This window comes from Variovorax sp. Varisp36 (assembly GCF_047304235.1).
Classification (GTDB): Bacteria; Pseudomonadota; Gammaproteobacteria; order Burkholderiales; family Burkholderiaceae_C; genus Variovorax.
Genome location: NZ_JBGLYU010000023.1, coordinates 21274 through 46008 on the forward strand (window position 1 = coordinate 21274; position 24735 = coordinate 46008).

Sequence of the window (24735 nt, forward strand, 5' to 3'; positions counted from 1 at the left end):
AAAAATGATGCTGCATGTGCCCGATGTGCTGAGTCCCGATCAGGTGCGCGAAATGCGCTCCGCTCTCGACGCCACGCAATGGACCGACGGCCGCGAGACGGTCGGAGCACAAGGCGCACAGGTCAAGCGCAACCGCCAGCTGCCGGAGCAGTCCCCCGTGGGCCGGCAGCTCGGCAACACGGTTCTGGCCGCGCTGGCCCGGCACGCTCTGTTCTTCTCGGCCGCGCTGCCGTTGCGCTTCGTGCCGCCGCTGTTCAACCGCTATGAGGGCGGCGAGCACTACGGCGTTCATGTCGACGGTGCGGTGCGGGCCTTGCCCGGCGTCAACCAGCAACTGCGCACCGACTTGTCGTGCACGCTTTTCCTGTGCGACCCCGAGGACTACGACGGCGGCGAGCTGGAGGTCATCGACACCTATGGCTCGCACGAAGTGAAGCTGCCGGCCGGCGACCTCATTCTTTATCCGGCCAGCAGCCTGCACCGCGTCCACCCCGTGACCCGGGGGGCGCGGATCTGTTCGTTTTTCTGGCTGCAGAGCATGGTGCGCAGCGACCAGCAGCGCGGCATGCTGTTCGAACTCGACCAGAACATCCAGAAACTTCGTGCGCGCTTCGGCGAAGGCGAGGAAACCGTGGCGCTGACCGGCCACTACCACAACCTGCTTCGGCTCTGGTCCGAAGTCTGAATCCAGGGATCTGGCTCACTTGCATGAATCAGTAACACATGGTTATTGTGAATGCGACGGATTCTTATTTATAATCAAGCAAATCCAACAGCCAGCCAACTGCCGCTTTCACAGCCATGATCGTTTGCGTCTGCCGCCGAGTCTCCGACCGAGAAATCGCACGCCACGTGCGGGCCGGCATGACTTTCGACGAGGTTCAGTTCGAACTTGGCGTGGCCACCCAGTGTGGCCAATGTGAGGGGTGTGCGCGAGATATCGTCGCGCAGTGCAGCGCTTCGCATCCGGTCGCCGCGCTGAGCTGCGAATCAGGTCCGAGGGCGATCCAGCTTGCCAACTCCATCAAGGAAAGCAAGGCATGGAACTCTTCTCGACACTCGGTGGCAGCCTGATCCTGGTTGCAGGCTCGGTCTGGTGGATCTTTCGCAAGTAGCGCAACTGGCGCAAGTGTTGTCTTCGTAGCGGTTTTGCTGAAATCGGGGCACCTTTCGCGGTGCCCGTATTCGAATGGTTGATCGTGTCTGACCGCTTTGCTCCCCCCCCTTCCGTCCTCGGCCTTTCGCGCAATGTCGTCATTGCCGGCGGTGTCATCCTGTTCCACGCGGCTGCGCTCTGGGCGCTGCAGAGCGGGTTGCTCCGCCGCGCCGCCGAGGTGGTGATTCCAGTCGAAATACTGAGCCAGTTCGTCGAGCCGCCGAAGCCGAAGTCAGATCCGCCTCCGCCGCGGCCCCAGGCGATCCGCGAGCCGAAGCCCACGCCGGCGCCCCAGGCGCCCGTTGGCACCACGGAACCACCGCCTCCGGCAACGCCGCCGGCACCTCCCGCTCCGCCGACGCCGCTCGCGCCACCACCTGCGCCCCCTGCGCCTCCAGCCGTGCAGATGCCCTCGAGCAACGCCGACTACCTTCAAAACCCCAAGGCAACCTACCCCGCCATGAGCAAGCGTCTCGGCGAGCAGGGCAAGGTCATCGTGCGGGTGCTCGTCGGCGTCGACGGCCTGCCCAAGAGTGCCGAGGTCAAGAAATCCAGCGGTTTCGATCGCCTCGACGAAGCCGCGGTCGAATACATCATGAAATGCCGCTTCGTGCCCGGCAAGATCAACGGCGTGGTGCAGGCCATGTCCTATGACGCCCCCGTCAACTACGTCCTGAACTAATTTTTCTCTGGAGCAACTTCGTATGGATTCCCAATTTGGCCTGATGAACGTCTGGCATCAGGGCGACTTCGTCACCAAGGCCGTCGCGGTACTGTTGATCGGCATGTCGCTCGCGTCGTGGATCGTCATCATCGTCAAGGCGCTCGACGTCATCAAATACAAGCGCCTCGCCAAGCATTCGCAAGACTTCTGGCACAGCGAAGACTTCGCCACCGCGCTGAACAAGCTCGGCAAGGACGATAGCAACCCGTTCCGTGCGCTTGCCCTCGAAGGCCGAGAGGCAGCAGCGCACCACCGCAACACCAAGGCCCATCTGCATGACGCGCTCGACGTGAGCGACTGGATCACGCGCGCCCTGCGCAACGGCATCGACGCCTTCACTGCCCGCCTGCAGACCGGCCTGGCCGTGCTGGCATCGGTTGGCTCGACCGCCCCCTTCATCGGCCTGTTCGGCACGGTCTGGGGCATCTATCACGCGCTCATGAGCATCAGCTCGGTCGGCCAGGCAACCATCGACAAGGTGGCCGGCCCGATCGGTGAGGCGCTGATCATGACGGCCCTGGGCCTGGCCGTGGCCATCCCCGCGGTGCTGGGCTACAACGCCCTGGTGCGCGGCAACAAGTTCGTGCTGACCAAGCTCAACGCCTTCGCGCACGACCTGCATGCCTACTTCGTGACCGGCGCCCGCGTTCAAAGCGGCAGCGAGGCCGTCGTGGTTCCGCTCAAGAAGGGCTGAGTGCCATGGCCTTCGGTACACAAGACGAACCCGATGAGGTGATGAACGAGATCAACATGACGCCGCTGGTCGACGTCATGCTGGTGCTCCTCATCATCTTCATCATCACCGTGCCGGTGATGAAGCACGCGGTCAACATCGACCTGCCGCGCGCCACGAGCGAACCCGAGCAGCCGAAGCCGCAGAACATCCTGTTCAGCGTGACGGCCGACGGCTCGTACTACTGGAACGAACAGAAGATCGACGACAGCGAGCTGCCCAACCGCCTCGCCGCCGAAGCCGCCAAGGAACCGCAGCCCGAGCTGCACATCCGCGGCGACAAGGCCGTGCGCTACGAGCGCGTGGCCAAGGCGATGTCGGAGGCCCGCGAAGCCGGCGTGCGCAAGATTGGCTTCATCACGGAGCCTGAAGCGAAGTGATCTGACATCGCAAGCCAAAAAAGTCGATCGCGACGATTGACTTTTTATTGCGAATCATTATCATTAACTCATCGCTTCGATAGGGAAACCCAGATGCCAGCCACACCGAATGCCTTTTCTGTCCTGAACCATCCTTCGCTCGACCAGTCGGGTGGCGGTCATGCGTCCATCCAGGCAATGCGTCCGGCGCCAGTGGTCGAGAGCACCGAGCTTCTGAAGGGAAGCAAGACCGTGGGCATCATGCATAACGGCTCGCTCTACCGGCTTCAAGCCACCAAACTCGGCAAGCTGATCCTGACCAAGTAGGTCGTCCAGTCCGCCCTTCGCGCAAGTTTCATCGTGGGGCGACTCGAGGAGATTCATCTCCGAAGGGTCGTTTTTTGCTAGCCAACGGTTCGCCGACTAGCCAAGCTTTTTTTCACGCTGAAGCACCCAAAAGAAAACGCCGACCTCGAAGTCGGCGTTTTGCTTTGTGCAGAAGAAAAACTCAGAGGCCGAGGGCGGCGATGCCCGCCTTGGCGATCTGCGCGTCTTCGTTCGACTTCACGCCGCTCACGCCGACGGCGCCGATCACGTGGCCGTCCTTGACGATCGGCACGCCGCCTTCGAGCAGGCCCTGCACTTCAGGCGCCGTCAGGAACGCCGTGCGGCCGCCGTTGATGATGTCTTCATAGACCTTGCTTTCGCGCCGGCCCATGGCTGCCGTGTGGGCCTTGGCAGGCGCAATGTGCGAAGACAATGCCGCGGCGCCATCCAGCCGCTGCAGCCAGAGCAGGTTGCCCGCGTCGTCGGATATGGCGATGGTCACCGCCCAGTTGTTCTTGAGGGCCTCGGCTTCGGCCGCTGCGGCCACGGCCTTGACGTCGGCGAGTTCGAGGAATGACTTGGTCTTCATGATGGGCTCTGGTTTCGTGAAAACCCGACAGCATAACGGCCATGCCGCCAGGGGTGTCTTCTGGGCTTGGGAACACCCCGCATACGGTCTTTTCGACACCCCCTCTTGCAGCCCCCTAGAATGCGCCCAAACTGCGTCACTGCAGCAACCACAGGAGCTCCGGCCATGAACGACCGCGTCACCACCCTAGACACTTCCGCTGGCTATGGCCAGCCGTTGGCGCAGGCTGAACGCCAGCGCGTGCTGCGCAACACCTACTGGCTGCTCGCGCTGAGCATGCTGCCCACCGTGCTGGGCGCATGGATCGGCGTCAGCACCGGCATCACCCGCTCGCTCACGGGTGGGCTGGGCCTCATGGTTTTCCTCGGCGGCGCGTTCGGCTTCATGTTCGCCATCGAAAAGACCAAGAACTCCGCCGCCGGCGTGCCCGTGCTGCTGGGCTTCACCTTCTTCATGGGCCTGATGCTGTCGCGCCTGATCGCGATGGTGCTGGGCTTCAAAAACGGCTCCGAACTCGTCATGACGGCCTTCGGCGGCACCGCCGGCGTGTTCCTCGTGATGGCCTCGCTGGCAACGATCATCAAGCGCGACCTGTCGGGCATGGGTAAGTTCCTGTTCGTCGGCGCGCTGGTGCTGATGTTCGGCGCGATCATCAACGTGTTCGTCGGTTCGACCACGGGCATGCTGGTCATCTCGGTGGCCGCCATCGGCATCTTCTCGGCCTACATGCTCTATGACCTGAAGCAGATCATGGACGGCGGCGAAACCAACTACATCAGCGCCACGCTCGCGCTGTACCTCGACCTGTTCAATGTGTTCCAGAGCCTGCTGGCGCTGCTGGGCATCTTCGGCGGCGAACGCGATTGAGCGAATCACGCGCAGCAAGAAAAAGGGCCCGGAAGGGCCCTTTTTTCATTCCAGCTCGAAGACTGCAATCGACTCGACGTGCGCGGTGTGCGGGAACATGTTGACCACCCCCGCGAAGGTGCAGCGGTAGCCCGCCTGGTGCACCAGCAAGCCGGCATCGCGCGCAAGCGTCGACGGATTGCAGCTCACGTACACGATGCGCTTCGGGGGTGTCCAGCCATCGGTTCGCAGTTCGGGCTGCTCTTGCCGCGCGCCCTGGCCCGCGCCCCGCGCCCCGGCCCCCCCCCGCGGCGGATCGACCAGCCACTTGTCGGCACTGCCGTCGGCCACAAGCATTTCCGGCGTCATGTCGAACAGGTTGCGCGCCACGAAAGTGGCGGGCGACAGTGCCCGCCGGGCCGACGTCGCTGGCTGATTCCTGTTGAAGTTGTCGGTTGCGCGTGCCACCAGCGTGTCGCTGCCCTCGATGCCCAGCACCTCGCGGGCCCGGCTCGCCAACGGCAAGGTGAAGTTGCCGAGGCCGCAGAACCAGTCGATCACGCGCTCTTCGGGCTGCACGTCGAGCAAACGCAGTGCCTTGCCCACCAGCGCCCGATTGATGTGCGGATTGACCTGCGTGAAGTCAGTAGGCTTGAATGGCATCGTGACGTCGAACTCGGGCAGCCGGTATGCCAGCGGCGTGCCGCCCTCTTCCAGCAGCTTCACGGTGTCCGGCCCCTTGGCCTGCAGCCACCATTGAACGCCCTCGTTCTTCTCAGCAAAGGCCTTCAGCCGATCGATGTCTGCGCGCGAGAGCGGTTCAAGATGCCGCAGCACCAGCGCGATGGTGCCGAGCCGCGTTGAGTCGGGGGCGTCGCCGCAGGCCAGTTCGATCTGCGGGCAGGTTTCGCGCGCGTCCATCGAACCGATGAGCGCGCGCAGCGGCATCAGCATGTCGCTGACCTGCTTCGGCAGCACGGGGCACACCTGCATGTCGGCCAGGTAGCGGCTCTTGCGCTCGTGGAAACCGATCAGCACCGTGCCCTTCTTGACCACGTGGCGTACCGAGAGGCGCGCGCGGTAGCGGTAGTGCCAGGTCGGCCCTTCGAGCGGCCGCAGCAGGTTCTCGGGCTTGACCTTGCCGAGGTGCCAAAGGTTGTCTTCCAGTGCGCGCTGCTTCACGGCCACCTGGGCGGCCGCATCCAGGTGCTGCATCTTGCAGCCGCCGCAAGCGCCCGTGTGCAGGCCGAAATGGGGACAGCCCGGGCGCACGCGCTGCGACGATTCGCGGCGGATGGCCGTGACCGTGCCCTGCTCCCAGTTGTTCTTGCGGCGATGGACATTGAACTGCACTTCCTCGAAAGGCAATGCGCCTTCGATGAACACGACCATGCCGTCGGCCTTGTGCGATACGCCCTGCGCGTCGAGGTCGAGAGACTCGACCTGCAGCCACTCTTCACCGGGATTCGTGGGGACTTTCGCGGGGGCTTTGTTTTCTTCGATGGATTCCGTCATCCCCTGATTGTCTCAGCGTGGCCGAGACAGCTAGAACAGCGCGTCGCGCTCGACGCCAGCGCGGGCCAGTTGGCGGCGCATCTTGGCCAGCGCCTCGTTCTGGATCTGCCTGACGCGCTCGCGCGTGAGGCCGAGGCGCACACTCAGCACCTCCAGCGTTTCGGGCTCGCGGTCGTGCAGGCCATAACGCCCCTCCAGCACCTCGCGTTCGCGCGCATCGAGGGCGAGCACCCACTGATCGAGCAGGCGCTCCACCTCGTGCATGTGCGTCACGTCGGTCGGGCTGCCCTGCCCGTCCTCGGAAGCCACGGTGTCGGCCAGCGTGAAGCCCTCGTCCCCGCGCGCGTCACCCGCGTCCAGCGAGCGCGGGGCTTCAGACAGGGCCAGCAGGTCGGCCACCGCCTGCACCTCGCGGCCGAGCAGCGCGGCGATGTCTTCCACACGCACGCCATCGGGCCGGTGCGCGAGGAATTCGGCGTCGCCTTCGAGTGTGCGGCGGGCCCGCAGCACCTGCTGCAGCTCACGCACCACATGCACCGGCAACCGGATCGCGCGCGCCTGCGTCATGACCGCACGCTCGACGGACTGGCGGATCCACCAGGTCGCGTAAGTGGAAAAGCGAAAACCGCGTTCGGGCTCGAACTTGGTGATGGCGTGCATCAGGCCGAGATTGCCTTCCTCGATGAGGTCCGACAGCGGCACGCCACGGCCCAGGTAGCTCTTGGCGATATTGACCACGAGCCGCAGGTTGTGCTCGATCATCGACTGCCGCGCCGCGAAGTCGCCGGCCCGCGCGGCGCATGCGGTCTGGTACTCCTGCGCAGGCGTGAAGAGTTCGGTGCGACGGACCTGGCGCAGGTAGATGGTCAACGCATCCGCGCCCTCGCCGCCGATTTGTTCGCTCGCAGTGCCTGCAGGCAGCACGCCGTCTGCCGTTGGTGGTTCTAAGCCATCTTCCGGTGGCGGGTAAACGCTCTCACCGACGAACTCATGCCGACCGTTGTCGGGAGATGGGCTGCCCCTGCCCGCCAACCCGCGCACGGGCAACAGCGTGCGGCGGGGGCGGGAGGCAGCCATGGCATCACCGGCCGGGCAGGTAGCGCGAAGGATCGACGGGCTTGCCCTGGCGGCGGATCTCGAAATGCAGCTTCACGCGATCGGCGTCGCTGTTGCCCATTTCGGCGATCTTCTGGCCCTTCTGAACCGACTGGTCTTCCTTCACGAGCAGCGTCTGGTTGTGGGCATACGCCGTGAGGTAGGTGTTGTTGTGCTTCAGGATGATCAGGTTGCCGTAGCCACGCAGGCCTGCGCCCGCATAGACCACGCGACCGTCGGCGGCGGCCAGCACAGGGTCGCCCGCCTTGCCGCTGATGTCGTAGCCCTTGTTCTTGGCCTCATCGAAGCCCGCGATCAGCGAACCGCTCGCAGGCCAGATCCAGCCGATGTCTTCATCACCCACATTTCCGCTGCCGGGACCGGCCGGCGAAGCCGTGACCGGCGGCTTGGTCGTCGCGCTGCTGGCGGGCGCCGAGGGCACCACCGCAGGCTGCGGCGTCACGGGCTTCGTGACCACACCTTCGGGCGAAGCGGCGGGCGGTGTTGCAGGCGCGGCCGCGACGACCGTTCCCGAACCTGCCGGCGGAATCACGCGCAGCACCTGGCCGACTTCGATCAGGTCAGGGTTCTCGATGTTGTTCCAGCGAACGATGTCCTGCCAGCGCTGGCCGGTGTCGGCACCGATGCGGCGAATGGTGTCGCCGGGACGCACGGCGTAGTAGCCGGGCTTGCCATAGTTTTCGATGCCGGCGAGCGGCTTGCCGTTGGCGTCGGTGGTGATGGGCGGGCCGCCGGGCACTGCTGCGCTAGGCGCGCGCGACATAGTGCCGCGGTCTTCGACCGGCGCCGGCCCGCGCGGTGTGGAACAGCCCGCGATCACGAGCACAAAGGCCAACGTGACGCCAGCGAACCAACTCCGATTGCCAAAACCCTGCATTTGTTATTCCTTCAAGCGATGCCTGATTTTAGGGGGACAAAGTGAACCGCCTCAAGAATGAGGCGCTCCAGTCCCCGCGGGGTCTTGTCGATGACGACAAGGGCCTGGCCACCACTTGCGGACTGGGTCGGTGCCACGATGCGACCACCCACCGCGAGCTGCGCAATCCAGGCCTCGGGCACGGCTTCGCCGCCAGCCGCGGCAATGATGCCGGCGTAGGGCGCGCCCTTGGCATAGCCGATCATCCCGTCGCCCAGCATCAGGTGTACTGTGGCCAGCCGGAAGTGCCGCAGATTGGCGCGCGCGCGTTCGTGCAGGCCGCGCAGGCGCTCGATGCTGTAGACCTCGGTGGCCACATGATTCAGCACCGCAGCCTGATAGCCGCAACCGGTGCCGATCTCGAGCACGCGGCCGAGCTTGTCCTGCGGCTTTCCAGCCAGCGCGGGTGCGCCCATCAGCAGCTCGATCATGCGGGCCACCACGTTGGGCTTCGAAATGGTCTGTCCCAACCCGATCGGCAGGCTCGTGTCTTCGTAGGCCTGGTTGACCAGCGCACTGTCGACAAAGCGATGCCGCTCCACGGCGCCCATTGCGCGCAGCACCCGCGGATCGGAGATGCCCTGCGCCGCGAGCCTCTGCACCATGCGCGCGCGCACGGCATCGGAAGCCATCGAAGGCGTGGACGGCACCATGGGCTTGGCCGGCACGGCGGGCATGCGCCCTCGCGTGGCGGCCGAAGCGGTGGGTGTCAGGCGAACGGGGAAACTCGGCCGCTGCGTGGCCATGTCAACTGCCGAGACGGGCCACCGTCTCGCGCCATTGGCCAAGGTTGGCGTGGTCGGTCAGGTCGATCTGCAGCGGTGTCAGCGCGATGTGGCCGGCTGCGGTGGCATGGAAGTCGGTGCCTTCGCCGCTGTCCTTGGCGCCGCCTGCGCCGGCGATCCAGTACATGGTTTCGCCTCGCGGGCTGTCCTGGGTGATTACCTTCTCCGCCGCATGGCGGCGGCCGAGCCTGCAGACCTTGACGGGCTTCAGCTCGTCGAAAGGCAGGTTCGGCACGTTCACGTTGAGCAGGAAGGCGGCGCCTCCCAGCATGCGCTCGCGCTCGATCTGCTGCACCAGCCGCCGCGCCACCTGGGCGGCCGCATCCACATGCGCCCAGCCCTTTTCGATCTGCGAGAACGCGATGGCCGGAATGCCGAACAGGTAGGCCTCCATCGCCGCGCCGACCGTGCCCGAATAAATGGTGTCGTCGCCCATGTTGGCGCCGTTGTTGATGCCGGAGACCACCAGGTCGGGCCGGTAGTCGAGCAGACCCTTGAGCGCGATGTGCACGCAATCGGCCGGCGTGCCCGTCACGTAGCGAAAGCCGTTGTGCGCCTCGCGCACATAGAGCGGTGCCGCCAGGGTCAGCGCGTTCGATTTGGCACTGTTGTTGTGCTCGGGCGCGACCACCTCGACATCGGCGATGTCCTTGAGCGCGTCATGCAGCGCGACGATGCCCGGCGCCTGAAAGCCATCGTCGTTGGAAATTAGTATCTTCATGGTGTCCTGGATGCCCGGGATTGTAGGCGCCGGGTGCGTCGCAGCAGGGACAAGCCCACCCTGCCGCGCCGCCTATCATCGCCCGCATTCTTTGGACCCATCCGACTCACACGAAGGAGACTCGAGCATGCACGCATGGCTTTGCGAAAACCCCACCGGCGTCGACGCGCTGACCTGGAAGGAACTGCCGACCCCGACCCCGGGCCCGGGCCAGGTGCTGATCGAAATCAAGGCAGCGAGCCTGAATTTCCCCGATCTGCTGATCGTGCAGAACAAATACCAGATGAAGCCGCCCCTGCCCTTCGTGCCGGGCTCCGAATACGCTGGCGTGGTCCAGGCGGTCGGCGACGGCGTCACACACCTCAAGGTCGGGCAGAACGTGGCCTGCCTGTCGGGCACGGGCGGCTTTGGCACCCACACACTGGCACCCGCGGCCTTGTGCATGCCGTTGCCCGAAGGTTTCGGCCACGTCGATGCCGCGGCTTTCATCATGATCTACGCCACCTCGTGGCACGCACTGATGGACCGAGCGCAACTCAAGGCCGGCGAAACCGTGCTGGTGCTCGGCGCGGCAGGCGGCGTGGGCACGGCGGCCATCCAGATCGCAAAGGCTGCCGGGGCCAGAGTGATTGCAGCAGCCTCCACCGATGAAAAATGCGAGCTTTGCCGCTCCATCGGCGCCGACGCGACGATCAACTACACGACGCATGCACTGCCCAACGGTTTTCGCGATGCCGTCAAGGCCGCCACCGACGGTAAAGGACCGGATGTCATTTACGACCCGGTGGGGGGTGATTTTGCAGAGCCCGCCTTTCGCTCCATTGGGTGGCGCGGCCGTTATTTGGTTGTCGGTTTTGCGTCCGGCCCGATTCCATCACTGCCATTGAACCTGACACTGCTGAAAGGCGCTTCGCTGGTCGGCGTGTTCTGGGGTGATTTCGCCAGGCGCGAGCCCAAGGCCAATGCACAGATGATGGCCGAATTGGCGCAGTGGTACGGCCAGGGAAAGATCAAGCCGGTGATCGACAGCACGATGCCCATGGCGGAATTGAAGGCTGCCTACGCCCACATGGGCTCGCGCGGCGTCAAAGGAAAACTGGTGATGGTGAACTGAGCGCACCGCCCACGAACGCCCAATAAAAAAGCCCGCGCATGCGGGCTTTTTTATTGGGCCACAGCCCGGAGAAGCCGGGGGGCGCTTACTTGATCTCGTACTCGGAAAGCGACTTGCCCGCAGCCAATGCCTCGGTCACCCAGCGCGGCTTGCGGCCCCGGCCACCCGACCAGGTTTCGCCCGTCGGGCCACGGTATTTGGCGGCAGCCTTGGCGGGCGCGACGCCTGCACTGCGCTTGACGGCGCCCGCACGGCCGGTGAGTTTCAGATCGGAGGCCGTCAAACCGTATTCGGCGATCTTCTTGCGCAACTCTTCGACCACGCCCGCGCGTTCCTGGTTGCGCAGGTCTTCGGCCTGCTTGCGCAATTGCGCAATCTGCTCGTCATGCTTCTTGATCTGGGAATTGATATCGGCGAGGGTCGAAGCCATTGTTGGACTCCTGAAAATTGAAAACGGGTGGATTTTAATTCAGTTTACATTTGCCACAAGCATCCTGCCGGGCGAAAAAAACGGCGGCGCATTGCGTCATTGCAACAACTCGCAACATAAAGCCATCCGCGACGGGCGCTTTATATACGGGCAAGACGAGAAAAAAGAGAGAAAGGGGAGCGGCGCGCGGGCAGAAGAAGATGCGGCGGCCGGAAATGACAACGCCGGGTAAACCCGGCGTTGTGGTCCTTTTTGAGCGCTATTGCGCAATAGCACAAAGGAGATATTTTGGGGTGGCTGATGGGACTCGAACCCACGACGACCAGAATCACAATCTGGGACTCTACCAGCTGAGCTACAGCCACCGTAGAGCCTACGATTGTAGCGTTAAAAATCGCTGTTTTGACGAAGGCAATCAATGGCGAGGCTCGAAAGCTACATTTCGCCTCCCCGCCGGGATCGGCGCCGGCGCTTCGATGCCTGTCGCGATCGCGGTGATCGGCAAAAATTCTCGCCCGCCTGTCCGATCTTCATCACCGGCACCGACAGGCATATCGCTCCGCTATCATGAATGCGACCCGCGCCGACGGGCATGGCTTCTGGCCATCTCCACTTCATCACATCTCAAAGGAATTTCTTCATGAGCATCGTCTGGACCATCCTGATCGGGTTCGTCGTGGGTCTTGTGGCGCGGGCCGTCAAGCCAGGCGATGACTCTGCCGGCTTCATCGTCACGACCATCATCGGCGTCGCCGGTTCGCTGATCGTCACCTACGTCGGCCAATCGCTGGGCTGGTACACCGCCGGCCAGGGCGCGGGTTTCATCGCATCGGTGCTGGGCGCGATCGTGCTGCTCATCATCTACGGCCTGATCAAGCGCAAGAGCTGATGCGAAGAATGGGCCGTGCCGCCTCACGCGCACGGCCATCATGATGCCCCGCAAAGCGCGCGCCAAGCATCATGTCTACGTGGTCGAGCTCGATGACCGCGTATGGAACAACCGCCGCTTCAGGCGGGCCAACCCCGACTACCAACTCGGCAAGCCCTTCGTCTATGTCGGCATGACCGGCCTGGACCCCGATATCCGCTTCGACAAGCACAAGGCCGGCATCCAGGCCAACAGCTTCGTACAGGAGTTCGGCCTGCACCTGCTGCCGGCGCTCTACGAACGCTACAACCCCATGACCTACGAGGACGCGCGCCTGATGGAGGTCGATCTCGGCATCGCGCTGCGCAAGGCCGGCTACGGCGTGTGGCAGGCCTGACGCGGCGGCAAGGACTTCAGGAGTAGGTGACCCAACTTTCGTAGGCAGGGCCGTCCAGATGCGGCAGCGTGTTGTAGGTCACGAGCATGTGCCGCTTGGGTGTAAAGGCGAACTCGGTCACCGACGTGTTGCGAATACGCAGGTTGAGTTCGATCGTCGTCTCCGCGCTCGTCCCCAACACATGGCCCACCGCCGTGCTGATCGGCCCCCCGCTCGACACCACCAGCACCTTTGCGCCATGGTGCTTACCGCGGACATGGTCGAGCGCCGTCGTCACGCCCGCCATGAAGTCGACATAGCTCGGCATTCCGGCCGGCGTCGTCCTGCCCTGCATCCACGCGCCCAGCCCCTCGCGCAACAGGCGAAAGTGATGGCGGTACATCTCAGGCGAATCGGGCTTCTCCAGCTTGCCTTCGTGGATGGTGGCGATGACCGCCTCGCTGTCGTATTCGTTGAGGCCGGGCCACGGCAGCACGTCGTCGCGCTCCAGGCCGAGGCCCTTGGCGATGCCCTCCCAAGTCTGGCGATGGCGCTTCAACGTGCCGGTGATGACGGCATCGAACTTCATGCCGCGCTCGCGCCAGTACTCGCCGAGGCGAACGGACTGCCGGTGCCCGAGTTCGCTCAGGTTGTCATAGTCGGCAGCGCCAAAACTGGCCTGTCCGTGGCGCACGAGATAGAGGGTTCCCATGCACGGGATTCTGGCAAGAAGCCGAGCCGCAGCTTGTCCCTCGGGCGACCGATTCATGGGGGCCAAAAAAAAAGCCCGAGCGGTCGGCTCGGGCTGTCTCTGGCAACGCTGTGTACGTCAGCGGCCCGCGGCGGGCGGCAGCGGCTCCGTCGGCTTCGGCACCAGGATCTCGGCCTTGAAACGGTCCTTCAGCAGGTTGTAGTACGCGGCGTCTTCTGCGGCAGCCACGGACTGGCCGACCTGTGCCTGTTCCTGCTTCGCGAGTTCGGGCGCCGGCGGCGTGCGCGGAACGACCTTGGTCACGCGGACCACGGCATAGCCCTGCGCGCCGAGGTCCACGCCCACGAGTGCGGGCAGCTTGGAAGGGTCGGCACGCAACGCGGCATCGATGACCGGCAGTGGCTGCGACTGCGCTTCGCGGCGCGAAACGGTCAGAGGCGCGCCGAAAGTCGCACCGTCCGCCTTGGCAGTCCACGCGGCGAGCTTGGCTTCGCCTTCGGTCTTGGCGAGCACCGAGGCGCGTTCGGCAATGAGTTGCGCACGGATCTTGTCCTTGACGTCGGCCAGCGGCACCGGATGTGCAGGCGTGTACTTCGTCACGCGGCCCGATGCGAGTTGGCTCGGGCCGACTTCGATCGCCTCGGTGTTCTGCTTGCGTTCAAGCGAATCGGTTGCGAAAAGCGCGCTCAGGAAATTGCGGCTGGCCATCGGGCCGGTGCTGCCCGGTGCGGGCACGCGCGCAACATTGTTGGCCGTCTGGATCGTGAGCTTCAGCTTCTCGGCAGCGGGCTTGAGGCTGTCGGGCGACTGGTAGACGGCGTCGGTGAATGCTTCGGCGGCCTTCGCGAACTCCTGCGTGGCCTGCTGCGAGCGCATGTCGTTCTCGATGGTCGCGCGCACCTGCTCGAAAGGCGGCACCACGGCCGGCTTGATGTCGGTCAGGCGAATGATGTGATAGCCGAATTCGGTTTCGACGACGCCGCTGGTTTCGCCCTTCTTGAGCGCGAACATCGCGTCTTCGAAAGGCTTGACCATGGCGCCCTTCGTCACGAAGTCGAGGTCGCCGCCCTTCTCCGCCGAACCCGGGTCCTGCGAATTCTTGCGTGCAACGTCGGCGAAGCTGGCAGGCGACTTCTTCACTTCGGCCAGCAACTGCTCGGCCTTGGCCTTGGCCTTTTCGCGATCCGCCGCGGGCATGCTGGACGGCGCGGTGATCAGGATGTGGCTTGCACGGCGCTCTTCCTTGGTGCCGAAGCGCGCGGCATTCTGTTCGTAGTAGGTCTTGAGGTCGGCCTCGTTCACGACGACGTTCTTCTTGGCCGCGTCGAGGTTGAGCACGAGGTATTCGATGCTGGCCTGCTCGGGCGCCTGGAACTGCGCCGTGTGGCCCTTGTAGTAGGCCTCGATGTCGGCATCGCTCACCGTCACCTTCGAAGCAAAGCTGTCGGGGCCGAAGCGCGCCACCTGGATTTCGCGGCTGTCGTAGAAGGCATTGATGGTCGTGGCGGCCAATGCAGGCGGCGTGAAGGCCGTGCCGGAGACGCCCAGCAGCACCTGCTGCGTTGCCATGTCGGAGCGCACCGAAGCTTCGTACTGCTCCGGCGTGCGGCCGGTCACGCGCTGGAAGGCCTCGCGGTCGAACTTGCCGTCGGGTGTACGGAACGCGGCCAGGCCCGGGTCCTGCGCGAAGATGCGCGACAGGCGCTCTTCGGACACCGTCATGTTGACCTTGGCCGCCGCGGCGGCCAGCACGCGGTCGCGCACCATGCGCTCCAGCGTGGCGTAGCGCAATGCATCCGACTCGAGCAAGGTCGGGTCGACGTTGGGCGACTGCTGGCGAATACGGTCCGTCTCAACGCGGTGCTGCTGATCCCATTCGGGCTTCGTGATGTCGTGCCCTTCGATGCGGGCGACCTTCTCGTCGCGCCCGAATCCCTGATAGCGCTCGACGCCGAAGAACACGAACGAGGGAATGATCAGCAAGAACAAGAAAATCATGACGACCTTGTTGTACTTGCGGAAGGTATCAAACATGCTTGAACACTCTTTTTCGACGGCTGTCGGACGGCAATAAAAAAGGCGAACTTGCGGTTCGCCTTTGCATCGGGTGGGTGGTGGGTGCTGAGGGGCTCGAACCCCCGACCTACGCCTTGTAAGGGCGCCGCTCTACCAACTGAGCTAAGCACCCCACCGGGAATACTTTCCGAGTCTAACGTCTTAGTTCAGCGCGTCTTTCAGCGCCTTGCCCGGACGGAACTTCGGGATCTTGGCTGCCTTGATTTTAATCGCGTCGCCGGTGCGGGGATTTCGGCCGGTGCGGGCCGCGCGCTTGCCTACTGCAAAAGTGCCGAAACCGACGAGCGAAACGGAGCCGCCTTTCTTGAGCGTGGTGCGAATGGCGCCAATAGTGGATTCGAGTGCACGCGTCGCTGCGGCTTTGGAAATATCGGCGTTCTTTGCGATGTGCTCAATCAGTTCGGTCTTGTTCACAAGGGCCCCTTGTAGGAAAAAGTTGGTCGGCTTCCGTCAGCTGCGACCTGGCCGCAAACGATGCGACCCCAGAGCCTGGCAAGACTGACGCCTCGGCAGCGCGCTGCCAGCGAGGATTACAACCACTGGTCTGCAGGGTGTCAATAAGACGCGAAGCCATGCCGATCAGCGGAGCGCGCGATTTTAGAGGCCTTTCGTGAAGCCCTTTTTCAGGGCGGCTCAAAGGGCGGCGGCGATCGCCTTGCCCACGTCGCTGGTGCTGCCCGTTCCGCCGATGTCGGGGGTGCGCGGCGCTCCGCTTTGGGGCGCAAGCACCTTTTCGATGGTCGAAAGAATGGCGTCGTGCGCCTGCTTGTGGCCCAGGAACTCCAGCATCATCGCGCCGCACCAGATCTGCCCGATCGGGTTGGCGATGCCCTTGCCGGCGATGTCGGGCGCCGAGCCATGCACCGGCTCGAACAGCGACGGCGCGGTGCGATCGGGATTCAGGTTGGCGCTCGGCGCGATGCCGATGGTGCCGGTGCAGGCCGGCCCCAGGTCCGACAGGATGTCGCCGAACAGGTTGCTCGCCACCACCACGTCGAAGAAGTCGGGCCGCTGCACGAAGTGCGCCGTGAGGATGTCGATGTGGAACTTGTCGAGCTTGACGCCCGGGTAGTTCTTGCCCATCGCGGCCACGCGCTCGTCCCAGTACGGCATGGTGATCGAGATGCCGTTCGACTTGGTGGCGCTGGTCAGGTGCTTCTTCGGCCGCGACTGCGCGAGCTCGAAGGCGAACTTCAGCACCCGATCGACGCCGATGCGCGACATCACGGTTTCCTGCACCACGATCTCGCGCGGCGTGCCTTGGTACATGCGCCCGCCGATGCTGGAGTACTCGCCCTCGGTGTTCTCCCGCACGATGTACATGTCGATCTCGCCGGGCTCGCGCGGCGTGCCGTCGCGCCGCACCACGGGCGCGATGATGCCGGGCATCAGGCGCGCGGGACGCAGGTTGATGTACTGGTCGAACTCGCGGCGGAACATCAGCAGCGAGCCCCACAGGGAAACGTGGTCGGCGATCTTCTCGGGCCAGCCGACCGCGCCGAAGAAGATGGCGTCGTGCCCGCCGATCTGGTCCTTCCAGTTGTCGGGCAGCATCTGGCCATGCTTCTCGTAGTAGTCCCAGCTCGAGAAGTCGAAGTGGTCGAATTTCAGGTCGATGCCGAACTTGCGCGCCGCAGCATCGAGCACGCGCAGGCCCTCGGGCATGGTTTCCTTGCCGATGCCGTCACCGGCGATGACTGCGATTCTGTGGGTGCTCATGGTGTGGCTCCTGCTCGTTCGAGATGGGTGAAAGGCGAAAAGAATGCCTGCGCCTCGGCGAGCAACTCGCCCGGCGCTTCTTCGGGAACGTAATGACCGCACGGCAACGCGCGGCCCGACACTTCGGCCGCGCGTTCGCGCCACAGCGCGAGCACGTCGAAGGCCTTGCCGACCGCGCCGTGCTCGCCCCACAGCACGCGCAGCGGCTGTGCCAGGCGCTGGCCGGCGGCGATGTCGGCGCGGTCGTGCACGAGATCGATGGTGGCGGAGGCGCGATAGTCCTCGCAGATGGATTCGGCCGTGCCCGCGATGCCGGCGCAGCGCTCGTATTCGGCCAGCACCTCGGGCGCGAAGGGCGCGAGGCCGGCATGCCGCCCGCCCATCACGCTGCGCACGTAGCGCACAGGGTCGGATGCGATCAGCGCCTCGGGCAGCGGCGGCGGCTGGATCAGGAAGAACCAGTGCCAGTAGGCCTTGGCGAAGGCTTCGGAGGTGTGCTCGTACATCGCGAGCGTGGGTGCGATGTCCAGCAGCAGCATCCGCTCGACTGCGTCGGGGTGGTCCGCGGCGAGCCGGTGCGCCACGCGCGCGCCGCGGTCATGGGCCAGCACGCCGAAATGTTCGAAGCCGTGGTGCCGCATGGCGGCGAGCGCGTCGAGCGCCATCTCACGCTTGCTGTAGACCACGTGTTCGGCATCAACTGCAGGCCGGCCCGAATCGCCATACCCGCGCAGGTCGACGGCGACCACGGTGAACCGCTCGGCCAGCGCCGGAGCCACGCGATGCCAGATCGCATGCGTCTGCGGATGGCCGTGCAGCAGCAGCAAGGGAGCACCGCGCCCGCCGATGCGCCCGTGGATGCGCACGCTATCGCGCTCAATATCGAAAGTGGGAAAGGAAAGGAAGGAGGCTGTCACGCAAACGATTGTGCGTTGCGCCCGGACGATCATCAAGCAACAATCAGCCAATTCATACTTTCCGATATGGCATGAATCCTCTCTCGATGGATCGTGGCGACCTGGCACTGGTGCTGGCCATTCGCGACCAGGGCAGCCTGGCGGGCGCTGCGGCCACGCTCAACGTCGTGCCCTCGGTCATCACCAAACGGCTGGGCGCGCTGGAGGCGCGCCTGGGCCAGCGCCTTTTCGAGCGCACCACCCGGCGGCTCAGCGTCACGGCCGAGGGCGAGGCGGTCTGCCTGCATGCGCGAGCGCTGCTTGACGGCTTCGCCGCCCTCGAAAGCGAACTCGGAGAACGCCAGAACGAACTGACCGGCACCGTCCGCCTGGCCGCGACCTTCGGCTTCGGCCGCCGCTGGCTGGGGCCGGCGCTGGCCACTTTCCAGGCGCGGCACCCTGCACTGCAGATCGAACTGCTGCTGACCGAGCAACTGCCGGACCTCGGCGCCGAGGGTTACGACGGCGCGGTCTGGCTCTGGGCGGTGCAGCAGCGCCGTGCGGCCGACTGGATCTCGCGGCGCATCGCGCGCAACCAGCGCGTGCTGGCCGCCTCGCCCGCCTACCTGAAGCGCCGCGGCACGCCCGGCACCGTCGAGGCGCTGGCTTCGCACGATTGCCTGGTCGCGCGCGAGAACGGCGATGCCAGCCAGCGCCAGTACGCACTCTGGACCCTGCGCCATGTGCGCGACGGCAGCACGGCGCGCGTGCGTGTGCAGGGGCCGCTGGCCAGCAACTCGGGCGAGATGGTGCGCGACTGGTGCGTGGCCGGGCATGGCGTCATGCTGCGCAGCCTGTGGGACATCGCACCCCAACTCGCGAGCGGCGAATTGGTGCGCGTGCTGCCGCAATACGCGATGGCGGAAGCGGACATCCACTGGATCGCGCCCTGGCGGCCGAAGACGCCTCGGCGGGTGCGCCTGCTGGTCGATCACCTGGTGGAACAGTTCCGCGGCGAGCCCTGGAAGCCGGGCAAGGCCGATACGCGCTGAAGAGAAAAGCGCCGGCGCTCAGCGGCCGTTGCGCACCACGAGGCTCACGCCCACCGCAGTGAGCGCAATGCCCAGCACCGTCACCAGCGTGATCGGCTCGGAGAACAACAGCCACGCCATCACGGCCGTGCAGGGCGGCACCAGGTACAGCAGGCTCGTGACGGCCGTGGCCGTGCCGCGCTGGATCAGCATGTAGAGCAGCGAACTGCCGCCCAGCGACAGCGCCAGCACCGACCACGCCATCGCGCCGCCGGAGTGCAGGTTCCACTGGATGCTCTCCGACTCCAACGCCGCGAAAGGCAATGTGACAAGCAGCGCGGCCGCCATCTGCACCGCGCTTGCACTGCGCACGTCGCAGGGCGCGACAAAGCGCTTCTGGTACAGCGTTCCCGCCGTGATCGAGACCAGCGCCATCAGCGTGAGCCCCATCGTCAGCACGCTCACCTCGCCGCCCTGCCCGAGCTTGCGCAGCACCACGAGCACCAGGCCCGCGAAACCAAGCCCCAGCCCGACCCACTGCCGCTGCGAGATGCGGCCGCCGTGGAAAGACAGCCAGACCGCCGTCAGCACCGGCTGGATGCCGACCAGCAGCGCCACCAGCCCCGCGCCCATGCCTTCCCGCACCGCGGCCCACACACCGCCCAGGTAACCGGCCTGCATCAGGATGCCCGTGGCCGCCAGGTGCCCCCACTGCGCGCGCTGCTTTGGCCACGCGACCCGCGCGAGCGCGACCCACACGCCGAAGCAAGCCAGCGACAACGCATAGCGCACGGCCAGGAACTTGAGGGGTGGCGCATACGGCATGCCGTAGCGCGCGACGATGAAGCCCGTGCTCCAGATCAACACGAAGACCGCCGGCATTGCCCGCAGCCAGCCCGCGTTGCGGGCCGCGGCTGCCGCGGTCATTTGGTGCGGGCCCGGATTTCGGGAATGGCCTTCTGCAAGTAGTACACCATCGACCAGATCGTGAGCACGGCCGAGATCCAGATCAGCCACTGGCCCCAGACGCCGGTGTCGATCACCCGGAACAGGTGCCCGTCAAAAAGCAGGAACGGAATGGCGATCATCTGCACGGTCGTCTTGACCTTGCCGATCATGTGGACCGCCACGCTCTTGCTTGCGCCGATCTGTGCCATCCATTCGCGCAGCGCCGAGATGGCGATCTCGCGGCCGATGATGATCAGCGCCACGAACACGTCGGCCCGGTTCAGGTGCACCAGCACCAGCAGCGAGGCGCACACCAGGAACTTGTCGGCCACCGGATCGAGGAAGGCGCCGAAAGCCGAGGTCTGGTTGAGCCGGCGCGCCAGGAAGCCGTCGAGCCAGTCGGTGGCGGCGAAGACGATGAACATCACCGTGGCGATCAGGTTGCGCATCGGCTCGCTGATCGGAAGGTAGAACACGCCGACGATCAGGGGGATCGCGACGATGCGCGTCCAGGTCATGATGGTCGGCAGGGTCCAGAACATCGCTTGATTGTGTCATGGCGGCATTAACCCCCAACGGGGGTCGCGCCCTCAGTGCAGCGCCTTGTAGATTTCCTCCGCCAGGTCGGAGGCGATCCCCTCGACCGACGCGATGTCCTCCACGCTCGCCGCCGCCACGCCGCGGATGCCGCCGAAGCGCTGCAGCAGCCGCGCGCGCCGCTTCGGTCCGATGCCCGGAATGTCCTCGAGCTGGCTGCCGCCGACCCGCACCTTGGCGCGCTTGGCCCGCATGCCGGTGATGGCGAAGCGATGCGCCTCGTCGCGGATCTGGGCCACCAGCATCAGCGCGGCCGAGTCCTTGCCCAGGTAGACCTTCTCGCGGCCGTCGGCGAACACGAGTTCCTCGAGCCCGACCTTGCGGCCCTCGCCCTTCTCGACCCCGACGATCAGCGACAGCGGCAGGCCCAGTTCGCTGAACACCTCGCGCGCCATCGACACCTGCCCCTTGCCGCCGTCGACCAGCACCAGGTCGGGCATGCGCGCGGCCTTGATCTTCACCGGCGCCTCGCTGCCGTCGCTCTCGGCATCGCCCGGAGGCAGGGCGTCGGTCTCGGCCGCCATCGCCTCGGCCAGCTTGCCATAGCGGCGGTGCAGCACCTGGCGCATGGCCGCGTAGTCGTCGCCGGGCGTGATGCCCTCGATGTTGTAGCGGCGGTACTCCTTGTTCTGCATGGCGTGGTGCTCGAACACCACGCATGAAGCCTGCGTCGCCTCACCCGCGGTGTGCGAGATGTCGAAGCATTCGACGCGGAAATTGTCGAGATCGTCCGATGCCAGCTCCAGCGCATCGGCCAGCGCGCGCGTGCGCGCCTGCTGCGAGCCCTCCTCGGCGAGCAGCCGGGCCAGCTGCAGCTTGGCGTTGGTCTCGGCCATTTCGAGCCAGTGCCGGCGCTGCTCGCGCGGCTGGAACACCGCCGTCACGCGCGTGCCGGCCTGCAGCGAAATCGCCTCGATCAGCTCGCGGCCCACCTGCTCGCTCAGCACCAGCGTGGCCGGCACCGGCACGTCGATGTAGTGCTGGGCGATGAAGGCCTCGAGCACCTGCACCTCGATCGGGTCGGTCGCGGCGGGCGGACCACCCTCTTCTTCATCGTCGAGTTCACCGTGGTGGATCTGCGCCGCGTCTTCCACATGCACGGGAAAGTACGGCCGGTCGCCCAGGTGGCGGCCGCCGCGCACCATCGCCAGGTTCACGCAGGCCTTGCCGCCTTGCACCTTCACGGCCAGGATGTCCACGTCCTTGTCGGACGCGATCTCGATCGACTGCTGGTGCAGCACGCGCGAGATGGCGGACATCTGGTTGCGCAGCTCGGCCGCCTGCTCGAACTCGAGCTTCTCGGCGTGCGCAGTCATGCGCTGTTCGAGCTTGGAGAGCACGAGCTGCGTATCGCCCATCAGGAAGGCCTCGGCGCTGGCCACGTCCTGCGCATAGACATCGGGTGCGACGTAGCCGACGCACGGCCCGCTGCAGCGCTTGATCTGGTACAGCAGGCAAGGCCGCGTGCGGTTGGCGTACACCGTGTCTTCGCAGGTGCGCAGGCGGAACACCTTCTGCAGCAGCTGGATCGATTCCTTCACCGCCCAGGCGCTCGGGTACGGCCCGAAGTAGCGGTGCTTCTTGTCGACCGCACCGCGGTAGTACGCCAGCCGGGGGAACTGGTGCGACGCGATCTTGAGATAGGGGTAGCTCTTGTCGTCGCGAAACAGGATGTTGTAGCGCGGCTTGAGCGTCTTGATCAGGTTGTTCTCGAGCAGCAGCGCCTCGGCCTCGGAGCGCACCACCGTGGTCTCCATGCGCACGATCTTCGAGATCATGTGGCCGATGCGGGTGCCGCCGTGGTTCTTCTGGAAGTAGTTGGCGACCCGCTTCTTGAGGTTGCGCGCCTTGCCCACATAGAGCACGGCGCCGGCCGCGTCGAAGTAGCGGTAGACGCCCGGCAGCTGCGGCAGGGCCGCGACTTCGCTGAGCAATTGATCGGAATGCACGTCTGACATGGCGGCTATTGTGGCGCGCGGCACGCGGCCCGGCGCCCGCCTGCGCGCAAACCCCGACGCAGCTGGAATGAAACCTGCTGAAGATAGCCACGGGCGCGAGGAGCGCCCGGTTTTTTCAACATACCTATTCGGGAAATCTGCATGAACAAGAACAACAGGCGCGCTTGGTGGGCGCTCTCACCCATCGCGCTCTCGCTGAGCCTCGCGGGCTGCGGCGGCGCCTCCCGCAATGACGCGCAAGACACGACAACGATTCTTGCAACCATCGCCGCGATCAACGCGGCCAACCAGCCGGCCCAGCAGCCTGCCCCGAGCGCACCCGACAACGGCTGCCTCACCTCGACCGGCAACTCCTCCGTGGTGGTCGGCTCGGGGGATGCCGGCGATCCGGCCGCGCCCGAGGCGGCCTCGGGCTACGCGCCGGGGCACAAGCTGGTCTACGCGAAGAATTACATGGTCGTCGCCAACCACCCGTTGGCCACGCGCGCCGGCTGCGACGTGCTGAAGGCCGGCGGCAGCGCAGTCGATGCGGCGGTGGCCGTGCAGGCCGTGCTGGGGCTGGTCGAGCCGCAATCGAGCGGTCTGGGCGGCGGCGCCTTCATGCTCTATTACGACGCCGCGACGAAGAAGGTGCAGGCCTACGACGGCCGTGAGACCGCGCCCGCCGCGGCCACCGAGAACTACCTGCGCTACGTGGACGACGCCACCGACACCAGCCTGCCCAAGCCCGGCGGCGCGCGCGCCAGCGGCCGCTCGATCGGCACGCCCGGCGCGGTGCGCATGCTCGACATCGCCTACCAGGACCACGGCAAGCTGCCCTGGAAAGACCTCTTCAGCTACGGCATCACGCTGGCCTCCGACGGCTTCCTGATCGGCGGGCGCATGACCGCCGCCATCTCGTCGTCGGCCGCCAGCCTCAAGCGCGACGCCGAGGCCACGGCCTACTTCTTCAACGCCGACGGCACGCCGAAGGCGCTGGGCACCCGCCTGCAGAACCCGGCCTACGCCAAGACGCTGACCACCATCGCGACGCAAGGCGCCAACGCCTTCTACACGGGCGACATCGCCCAGGGCATCGTCGACAAGATCGGCGTCACGGTCGCCGCGAACGACGGCTCGGCCATCACGCCCGGCAAGACCACGCTGGCCGACCTGGCCAACTACAAGGCCAAGCGGCGCGACCCGGTCTGCGGCACCTATCGCGACTACTACGTGTGCAGCATGTCGCCGCCGTCCTCTGGCGGCATCGCGGTGGTGGCGAGCCTGGGCATCCTCGAGACCTTCAACATGGGCCTGTACAAGCCGACCGCCATCGGCATCGAGGGAGGCAAGCCGACCGTGATGGGCGTGCACCTGGTGAGCGAGGCCGAGCGCCTGGCCTATGCAGACCGCGACAAGTACGTGGCCGACACCGACTTCGTTCCGCTGCCGGGCGGCTCGGTCGACACCATGATCAACAAGCCCTATCTGCAGAGCCGCGCCAGCCTCATCAGCCTGGCGAAGAGCATGGGCGTTGCCCAGGCCGGCAACCTGGGCGCGGTGCCGCTGGGCATCGACAAGACCGAGGAGCATGGCACCACGCACTTCACCATCGTCGACAAGCAGGGCAACGTGGTGGTGATGACCACCACGGTGGAAAGTACGCTCGGCTCGTTCCACATGACACAGGGCTTCATGCTGAACAACCAGCTGACCGACTTCTCGGCCAACCCGAACGACACGGTCGATCCGAGCATCAAGGTGGCCAACCGCGTCGCACCCGGCAAGCGCCCGCGCAGCACGATGGCGCCGACGCTGGTATTCAGGAAGCAGGCCGATGGCAGCATGGGCGAGTTCGTCATGGGCACCGGTTCGCCGGGCGGCGGCACCATCATCCAGTACGTCGTGAAGACGCTGGTCGGCGCGCTCGACTGGGGGCTCGACGCCCAGCAGGCCACGTCACTGGTCGACTTCGGTGCCTCCAACAGCGTGACCACCAATGTCGGCGGCGAGCATCCGAACATCGACGCGACGAACTCGGGCCTCAACGACTCGCTGGTCGCCGGGCTGATCGGACTGGGTCACAAGGTGTCGGTCTCGGCGCAGTCCAGCGGCGTGAGCACCATCATCCGCACCAGCGTCGGCGGCAAGACCGTGCTGACAGGCGGCGCCGACCCGCGGCGCGAAGGCATCGTGCTGGGCGATACCTTCACGCCCTGAGGGCGTTGGCCTGGACGAACTGGT

General features: G+C 65.5%; 27 protein-coding genes and 2 tRNA genes. 12 read left to right on the forward strand and 17 right to left on the reverse strand.

The window, feature by feature from the left end; genetic code table 11:
* The first annotated feature begins 4 nt into the window (after positions 1-4).
* The 6 genes from ACCD11_RS15365 to hemP all read left to right on the forward strand — a co-directional run bounded on the left by ACCD11_RS15365 (position 5) and on the right by hemP (position 3299).
* Complete coding sequence (locus ACCD11_RS15365; RefSeq protein ID WP_413314519.1) at positions 5-685, forward strand: Fe2+-dependent dioxygenase; 681 nt, start codon at positions 5-7, stop codon at positions 683-685.
* A 116-nt stretch (positions 686-801) separates the two neighbouring features.
* Positions 802-1074 (forward strand): bacterioferritin-associated ferredoxin, encoded by a 273-nt coding sequence (locus ACCD11_RS15370; RefSeq protein WP_413314520.1) that lies wholly within the window; start codon positions 802-804, stop codon positions 1072-1074.
* Positions 1075-1199: 125 nt separating this feature from the next.
* Positions 1200-1838, forward strand: coding sequence for an energy transducer TonB (locus ACCD11_RS15375; RefSeq protein ID WP_413314521.1), 639 nt, complete (start codon positions 1200-1202; stop codon positions 1836-1838).
* A 22-nt stretch (positions 1839-1860) separates the two neighbouring features.
* Positions 1861-2574: a MotA/TolQ/ExbB proton channel family protein gene (locus tag ACCD11_RS15380; protein WP_007830742.1), complete on the forward strand. Its 714-nt coding sequence runs from the start codon at positions 1861-1863 to the stop codon at positions 2572-2574.
* 5 nt (positions 2575-2579) lie between these two features.
* A complete protein-coding gene (locus ACCD11_RS15385; protein WP_413314522.1) occupies positions 2580-2993 on the forward strand; it encodes an ExbD/TolR family protein in 414 nt (137 codons plus the stop codon).
* Between the two features lie 93 nt (positions 2994-3086).
* A complete protein-coding gene (gene hemP / locus ACCD11_RS15390) occupies positions 3087-3299 on the forward strand; it encodes a hemin uptake protein HemP (protein WP_007830738.1) in 213 nt (70 codons plus the stop codon).
* A 181-nt stretch (positions 3300-3480) separates the two neighbouring features.
* Here hemP and ACCD11_RS15395 read toward each other — a convergent pair whose 3' ends face one another.
* Entirely contained in the window at positions 3481-3888 is a 408-nt protein-coding gene (locus ACCD11_RS15395) for a GlcG/HbpS family heme-binding protein (protein WP_007830736.1), read from the reverse strand.
* Positions 3889-4053: 165 nt separating this feature from the next.
* On the opposite strand from ACCD11_RS15395, the gene ACCD11_RS15400 reads away from it, so the two are divergent.
* Positions 4054-4755 carry a Bax inhibitor-1/YccA family protein gene (locus ACCD11_RS15400; protein WP_007830734.1) on the forward strand — a complete coding sequence of 234 codons (702 nt, stop codon included), beginning with the start codon at positions 4054-4056 and terminating at the stop codon, positions 4753-4755.
* 45 nt (positions 4756-4800) lie between these two features.
* On the opposite strand, the gene rlmD is transcribed toward ACCD11_RS15400, so the two are convergent.
* The 5 genes from rlmD to surE are packed head-to-tail and all read right to left on the reverse strand — an operon-like array spanning position 4801 to position 9787.
* Positions 4801-6249, reverse strand: coding sequence for a 23S rRNA (uracil(1939)-C(5))-methyltransferase RlmD (gene rlmD, locus ACCD11_RS15405; RefSeq protein ID WP_413314523.1), 1449 nt, complete (start codon positions 6247-6249; stop codon positions 4801-4803).
* A 30-nt stretch (positions 6250-6279) separates the two neighbouring features.
* Complete coding sequence (locus ACCD11_RS15410) at positions 6280-7326, reverse strand: sigma-70 family RNA polymerase sigma factor (protein ID WP_413314525.1); 1047 nt, start codon at positions 7324-7326, stop codon at positions 6280-6282.
* A gap of 4 nt (positions 7327-7330) precedes the next feature.
* Positions 7331-8242: a peptidoglycan DD-metalloendopeptidase family protein gene (locus tag ACCD11_RS15415; RefSeq protein ID WP_413314526.1), complete on the reverse strand. Its 912-nt coding sequence runs from the start codon at positions 8240-8242 to the stop codon at positions 7331-7333.
* Positions 8243-8253: 11 nt separating this feature from the next.
* A complete protein-coding gene (locus ACCD11_RS15420) occupies positions 8254-9027 on the reverse strand; it encodes a protein-L-isoaspartate(D-aspartate) O-methyltransferase (protein WP_413314527.1) in 774 nt (257 codons plus the stop codon).
* 1 nt (position 9028) lies between these two features.
* Entirely contained in the window at positions 9029-9787 is a 759-nt protein-coding gene (surE, locus tag ACCD11_RS15425) for a 5'/3'-nucleotidase SurE (RefSeq protein ID WP_413314528.1), read from the reverse strand.
* A gap of 127 nt (positions 9788-9914) precedes the next feature.
* Between surE and ACCD11_RS15430 the strand changes: the two genes are divergently transcribed.
* Complete coding sequence (locus ACCD11_RS15430) at positions 9915-10901, forward strand: NADPH:quinone oxidoreductase family protein (RefSeq protein ID WP_007830720.1); 987 nt, start codon at positions 9915-9917, stop codon at positions 10899-10901.
* An 85-nt stretch (positions 10902-10986) separates the two neighbouring features.
* On the opposite strand, the gene ACCD11_RS15435 is transcribed toward ACCD11_RS15430, so the two are convergent.
* Together ACCD11_RS15435 and ACCD11_RS15440 are read right to left on the reverse strand one after the other, a co-directional pair.
* Positions 10987-11331: an H-NS family nucleoid-associated regulatory protein gene (locus ACCD11_RS15435; RefSeq protein ID WP_007830718.1), complete on the reverse strand. Its 345-nt coding sequence runs from the start codon at positions 11329-11331 to the stop codon at positions 10987-10989.
* 289 nt (positions 11332-11620) lie between these two features.
* Positions 11621-11696, reverse strand: a tRNA-His gene (locus tag ACCD11_RS15440).
* Positions 11697-11971: 275 nt separating this feature from the next.
* Here ACCD11_RS15440 and ACCD11_RS15445 point away from each other — a divergent pair.
* Together ACCD11_RS15445 and ACCD11_RS15450 are read left to right on the forward strand one after the other, a co-directional pair.
* Complete coding sequence (locus ACCD11_RS15445) at positions 11972-12220, forward strand: GlsB/YeaQ/YmgE family stress response membrane protein (RefSeq protein ID WP_007830716.1); 249 nt, start codon at positions 11972-11974, stop codon at positions 12218-12220.
* A gap of 40 nt (positions 12221-12260) precedes the next feature.
* Positions 12261-12596, forward strand: coding sequence for a hypothetical protein (locus ACCD11_RS15450; protein WP_007830714.1), 336 nt, complete (start codon positions 12261-12263; stop codon positions 12594-12596).
* A gap of 16 nt (positions 12597-12612) precedes the next feature.
* On the opposite strand, the gene ACCD11_RS15455 is transcribed toward ACCD11_RS15450, so the two are convergent.
* The 6 genes from ACCD11_RS15455 to ACCD11_RS15480 all read right to left on the reverse strand — a co-directional run bounded on the left by ACCD11_RS15455 (position 12613) and on the right by ACCD11_RS15480 (position 17999).
* The gene (locus tag ACCD11_RS15455) at positions 12613-13287 is read right to left on the reverse strand and encodes a histidine phosphatase family protein (protein ID WP_007830713.1); all 675 of its coding nucleotides are present in this window, start codon (positions 13285-13287) and stop codon (positions 12613-12615) included.
* 117 nt (positions 13288-13404) lie between these two features.
* The gene (locus ACCD11_RS15460) at positions 13405-15321 is read right to left on the reverse strand and encodes a SurA N-terminal domain-containing protein (protein WP_413314529.1); all 1917 of its coding nucleotides are present in this window, start codon (positions 15319-15321) and stop codon (positions 13405-13407) included.
* Between the two features lie 78 nt (positions 15322-15399).
* A tRNA-Val gene (locus ACCD11_RS15465) sits at positions 15400-15475 on the reverse strand.
* A 29-nt stretch (positions 15476-15504) separates the two neighbouring features.
* Positions 15505-15777, reverse strand: a complete 273-nt coding sequence (locus tag ACCD11_RS15470) for an HU family DNA-binding protein (RefSeq protein WP_007830705.1) — start codon at positions 15775-15777, stop codon at positions 15505-15507.
* A 219-nt stretch (positions 15778-15996) separates the two neighbouring features.
* Positions 15997-17082: a tartrate dehydrogenase gene (locus tag ACCD11_RS15475; protein ID WP_413314530.1), complete on the reverse strand. Its 1086-nt coding sequence runs from the start codon at positions 17080-17082 to the stop codon at positions 15997-15999.
* Complete coding sequence (locus ACCD11_RS15480; protein WP_413314531.1) at positions 17079-17999, reverse strand: alpha/beta fold hydrolase; 921 nt, start codon at positions 17997-17999, stop codon at positions 17079-17081. The genes ACCD11_RS15475 and ACCD11_RS15480 overlap by 4 nt, the downstream gene beginning before the upstream one ends.
* A gap of 71 nt (positions 18000-18070) precedes the next feature.
* Here ACCD11_RS15480 and ACCD11_RS15485 point away from each other — a divergent pair, with 71 nt between their 5' ends.
* Positions 18071-19030, forward strand: a complete 960-nt coding sequence (locus ACCD11_RS15485; RefSeq protein WP_413314532.1) for a LysR family transcriptional regulator — start codon at positions 18071-18073, stop codon at positions 19028-19030.
* An 18-nt stretch (positions 19031-19048) separates the two neighbouring features.
* On the opposite strand, the gene ACCD11_RS15490 is transcribed toward ACCD11_RS15485, so the two are convergent.
* The 3 genes from ACCD11_RS15490 to uvrC are packed head-to-tail and all read right to left on the reverse strand — an operon-like array spanning position 19049 to position 22512.
* Entirely contained in the window at positions 19049-19936 is an 888-nt protein-coding gene (locus tag ACCD11_RS15490) for a DMT family transporter (RefSeq protein WP_007830697.1), read from the reverse strand.
* The gene (pgsA, locus tag ACCD11_RS15495; RefSeq protein ID WP_007830693.1) at positions 19933-20499 is read right to left on the reverse strand and encodes a CDP-diacylglycerol--glycerol-3-phosphate 3-phosphatidyltransferase; all 567 of its coding nucleotides are present in this window, start codon (positions 20497-20499) and stop codon (positions 19933-19935) included. Before pgsA ends, ACCD11_RS15490 begins: the two co-directional genes overlap by 4 nt.
* Before the next feature lie 48 nt (positions 20500-20547).
* Positions 20548-22512 carry an excinuclease ABC subunit UvrC gene (gene uvrC / locus ACCD11_RS15500; protein ID WP_413314533.1) on the reverse strand — a complete coding sequence of 655 codons (1965 nt, stop codon included), beginning with the start codon at positions 22510-22512 and terminating at the stop codon, positions 20548-20550.
* A gap of 141 nt (positions 22513-22653) precedes the next feature.
* Between uvrC and ggt the strand changes: the two genes are divergently transcribed.
* A complete protein-coding gene (gene ggt, locus ACCD11_RS15505) occupies positions 22654-24711 on the forward strand; it encodes a gamma-glutamyltransferase (protein ID WP_413314534.1) in 2058 nt (685 codons plus the stop codon).
* The last annotated feature ends 24 nt before the right edge of the window (positions 24712-24735 follow it).

Excerpts from the sequence above, each read along its gene's own strand:
- ACCD11_RS15415 (WP_413314526.1), bottom strand. The coding sequence starts at position 8,242 with ATGCAGGGTTTTGGCAATCGGAGTTGGTTCGCTGGCGTCACGTTGGCC.
- ACCD11_RS15410 (WP_413314525.1), bottom strand. The coding sequence starts at position 7,326 with ATGGCTGCCTCCCGCCCCCGCCGCACGCTGTTGCCCGTGCGCGGGTTG.
- ACCD11_RS15395 (WP_007830736.1), bottom strand. The coding sequence starts at position 3,888 with ATGAAGACCAAGTCATTCCTCGAACTCGCCGACGTCAAGGCCGTGGCC.
- ACCD11_RS15490 (WP_007830697.1), bottom strand. The coding sequence starts at position 19,936 with ATGACCGCGGCAGCCGCGGCCCGCAACGCGGGCTGGCTGCGGGCAATG.
- pgsA (WP_007830693.1), bottom strand. The coding sequence starts at position 20,499 with ATGTTCTGGACCCTGCCGACCATCATGACCTGGACGCGCATCGTCGCG.
- ggt (WP_413314534.1), top strand. The coding sequence starts at position 22,654 with ATGAACAAGAACAACAGGCGCGCTTGGTGGGCGCTCTCACCCATCGCG.
- ACCD11_RS15460 (WP_413314529.1), bottom strand. The coding sequence starts at position 15,321 with ATGTTTGATACCTTCCGCAAGTACAACAAGGTCGTCATGATTTTCTTG.
- ACCD11_RS15485 (WP_413314532.1), top strand. The coding sequence starts at position 18,071 with ATGAATCCTCTCTCGATGGATCGTGGCGACCTGGCACTGGTGCTGGCC.
- ACCD11_RS15420 (WP_413314527.1), bottom strand. The coding sequence starts at position 9,027 with ATGGCCACGCAGCGGCCGAGTTTCCCCGTTCGCCTGACACCCACCGCT.
- ACCD11_RS15385 (WP_413314522.1), top strand. The coding sequence starts at position 2,580 with ATGGCCTTCGGTACACAAGACGAACCCGATGAGGTGATGAACGAGATC.
- hemP (WP_007830738.1), top strand. The coding sequence starts at position 3,087 with ATGCCAGCCACACCGAATGCCTTTTCTGTCCTGAACCATCCTTCGCTC.
- ACCD11_RS15475 (WP_413314530.1), bottom strand. The coding sequence starts at position 17,082 with ATGAGCACCCACAGAATCGCAGTCATCGCCGGTGACGGCATCGGCAAG.
- ACCD11_RS15430 (WP_007830720.1), top strand. The coding sequence starts at position 9,915 with ATGCACGCATGGCTTTGCGAAAACCCCACCGGCGTCGACGCGCTGACC.
- surE (WP_413314528.1), bottom strand. The coding sequence starts at position 9,787 with ATGAAGATACTAATTTCCAACGACGATGGCTTTCAGGCGCCGGGCATC.
- uvrC (WP_413314533.1), bottom strand. The coding sequence starts at position 22,512 with ATGTCAGACGTGCATTCCGATCAATTGCTCAGCGAAGTCGCGGCCCTG.
- ACCD11_RS15380 (WP_007830742.1), top strand. The coding sequence starts at position 1,861 with ATGGATTCCCAATTTGGCCTGATGAACGTCTGGCATCAGGGCGACTTC.
- ACCD11_RS15370 (WP_413314520.1), top strand. The coding sequence starts at position 802 with ATGATCGTTTGCGTCTGCCGCCGAGTCTCCGACCGAGAAATCGCACGC.
- rlmD (WP_413314523.1), bottom strand. The coding sequence starts at position 6,249 with ATGACGGAATCCATCGAAGAAAACAAAGCCCCCGCGAAAGTCCCCACG.
- ACCD11_RS15365 (WP_413314519.1), top strand. The coding sequence starts at position 5 with ATGATGCTGCATGTGCCCGATGTGCTGAGTCCCGATCAGGTGCGCGAA.
- ACCD11_RS15455 (WP_007830713.1), bottom strand. The coding sequence starts at position 13,287 with ATGGGAACCCTCTATCTCGTGCGCCACGGACAGGCCAGTTTTGGCGCT.
- ACCD11_RS15400 (WP_007830734.1), top strand. The coding sequence starts at position 4,054 with ATGAACGACCGCGTCACCACCCTAGACACTTCCGCTGGCTATGGCCAG.
- ACCD11_RS15450 (WP_007830714.1), top strand. The coding sequence starts at position 12,261 with ATGATGCCCCGCAAAGCGCGCGCCAAGCATCATGTCTACGTGGTCGAG.
- ACCD11_RS15435 (WP_007830718.1), bottom strand. The coding sequence starts at position 11,331 with ATGGCTTCGACCCTCGCCGATATCAATTCCCAGATCAAGAAGCATGAC.
- ACCD11_RS15445 (WP_007830716.1), top strand. The coding sequence starts at position 11,972 with ATGAGCATCGTCTGGACCATCCTGATCGGGTTCGTCGTGGGTCTTGTG.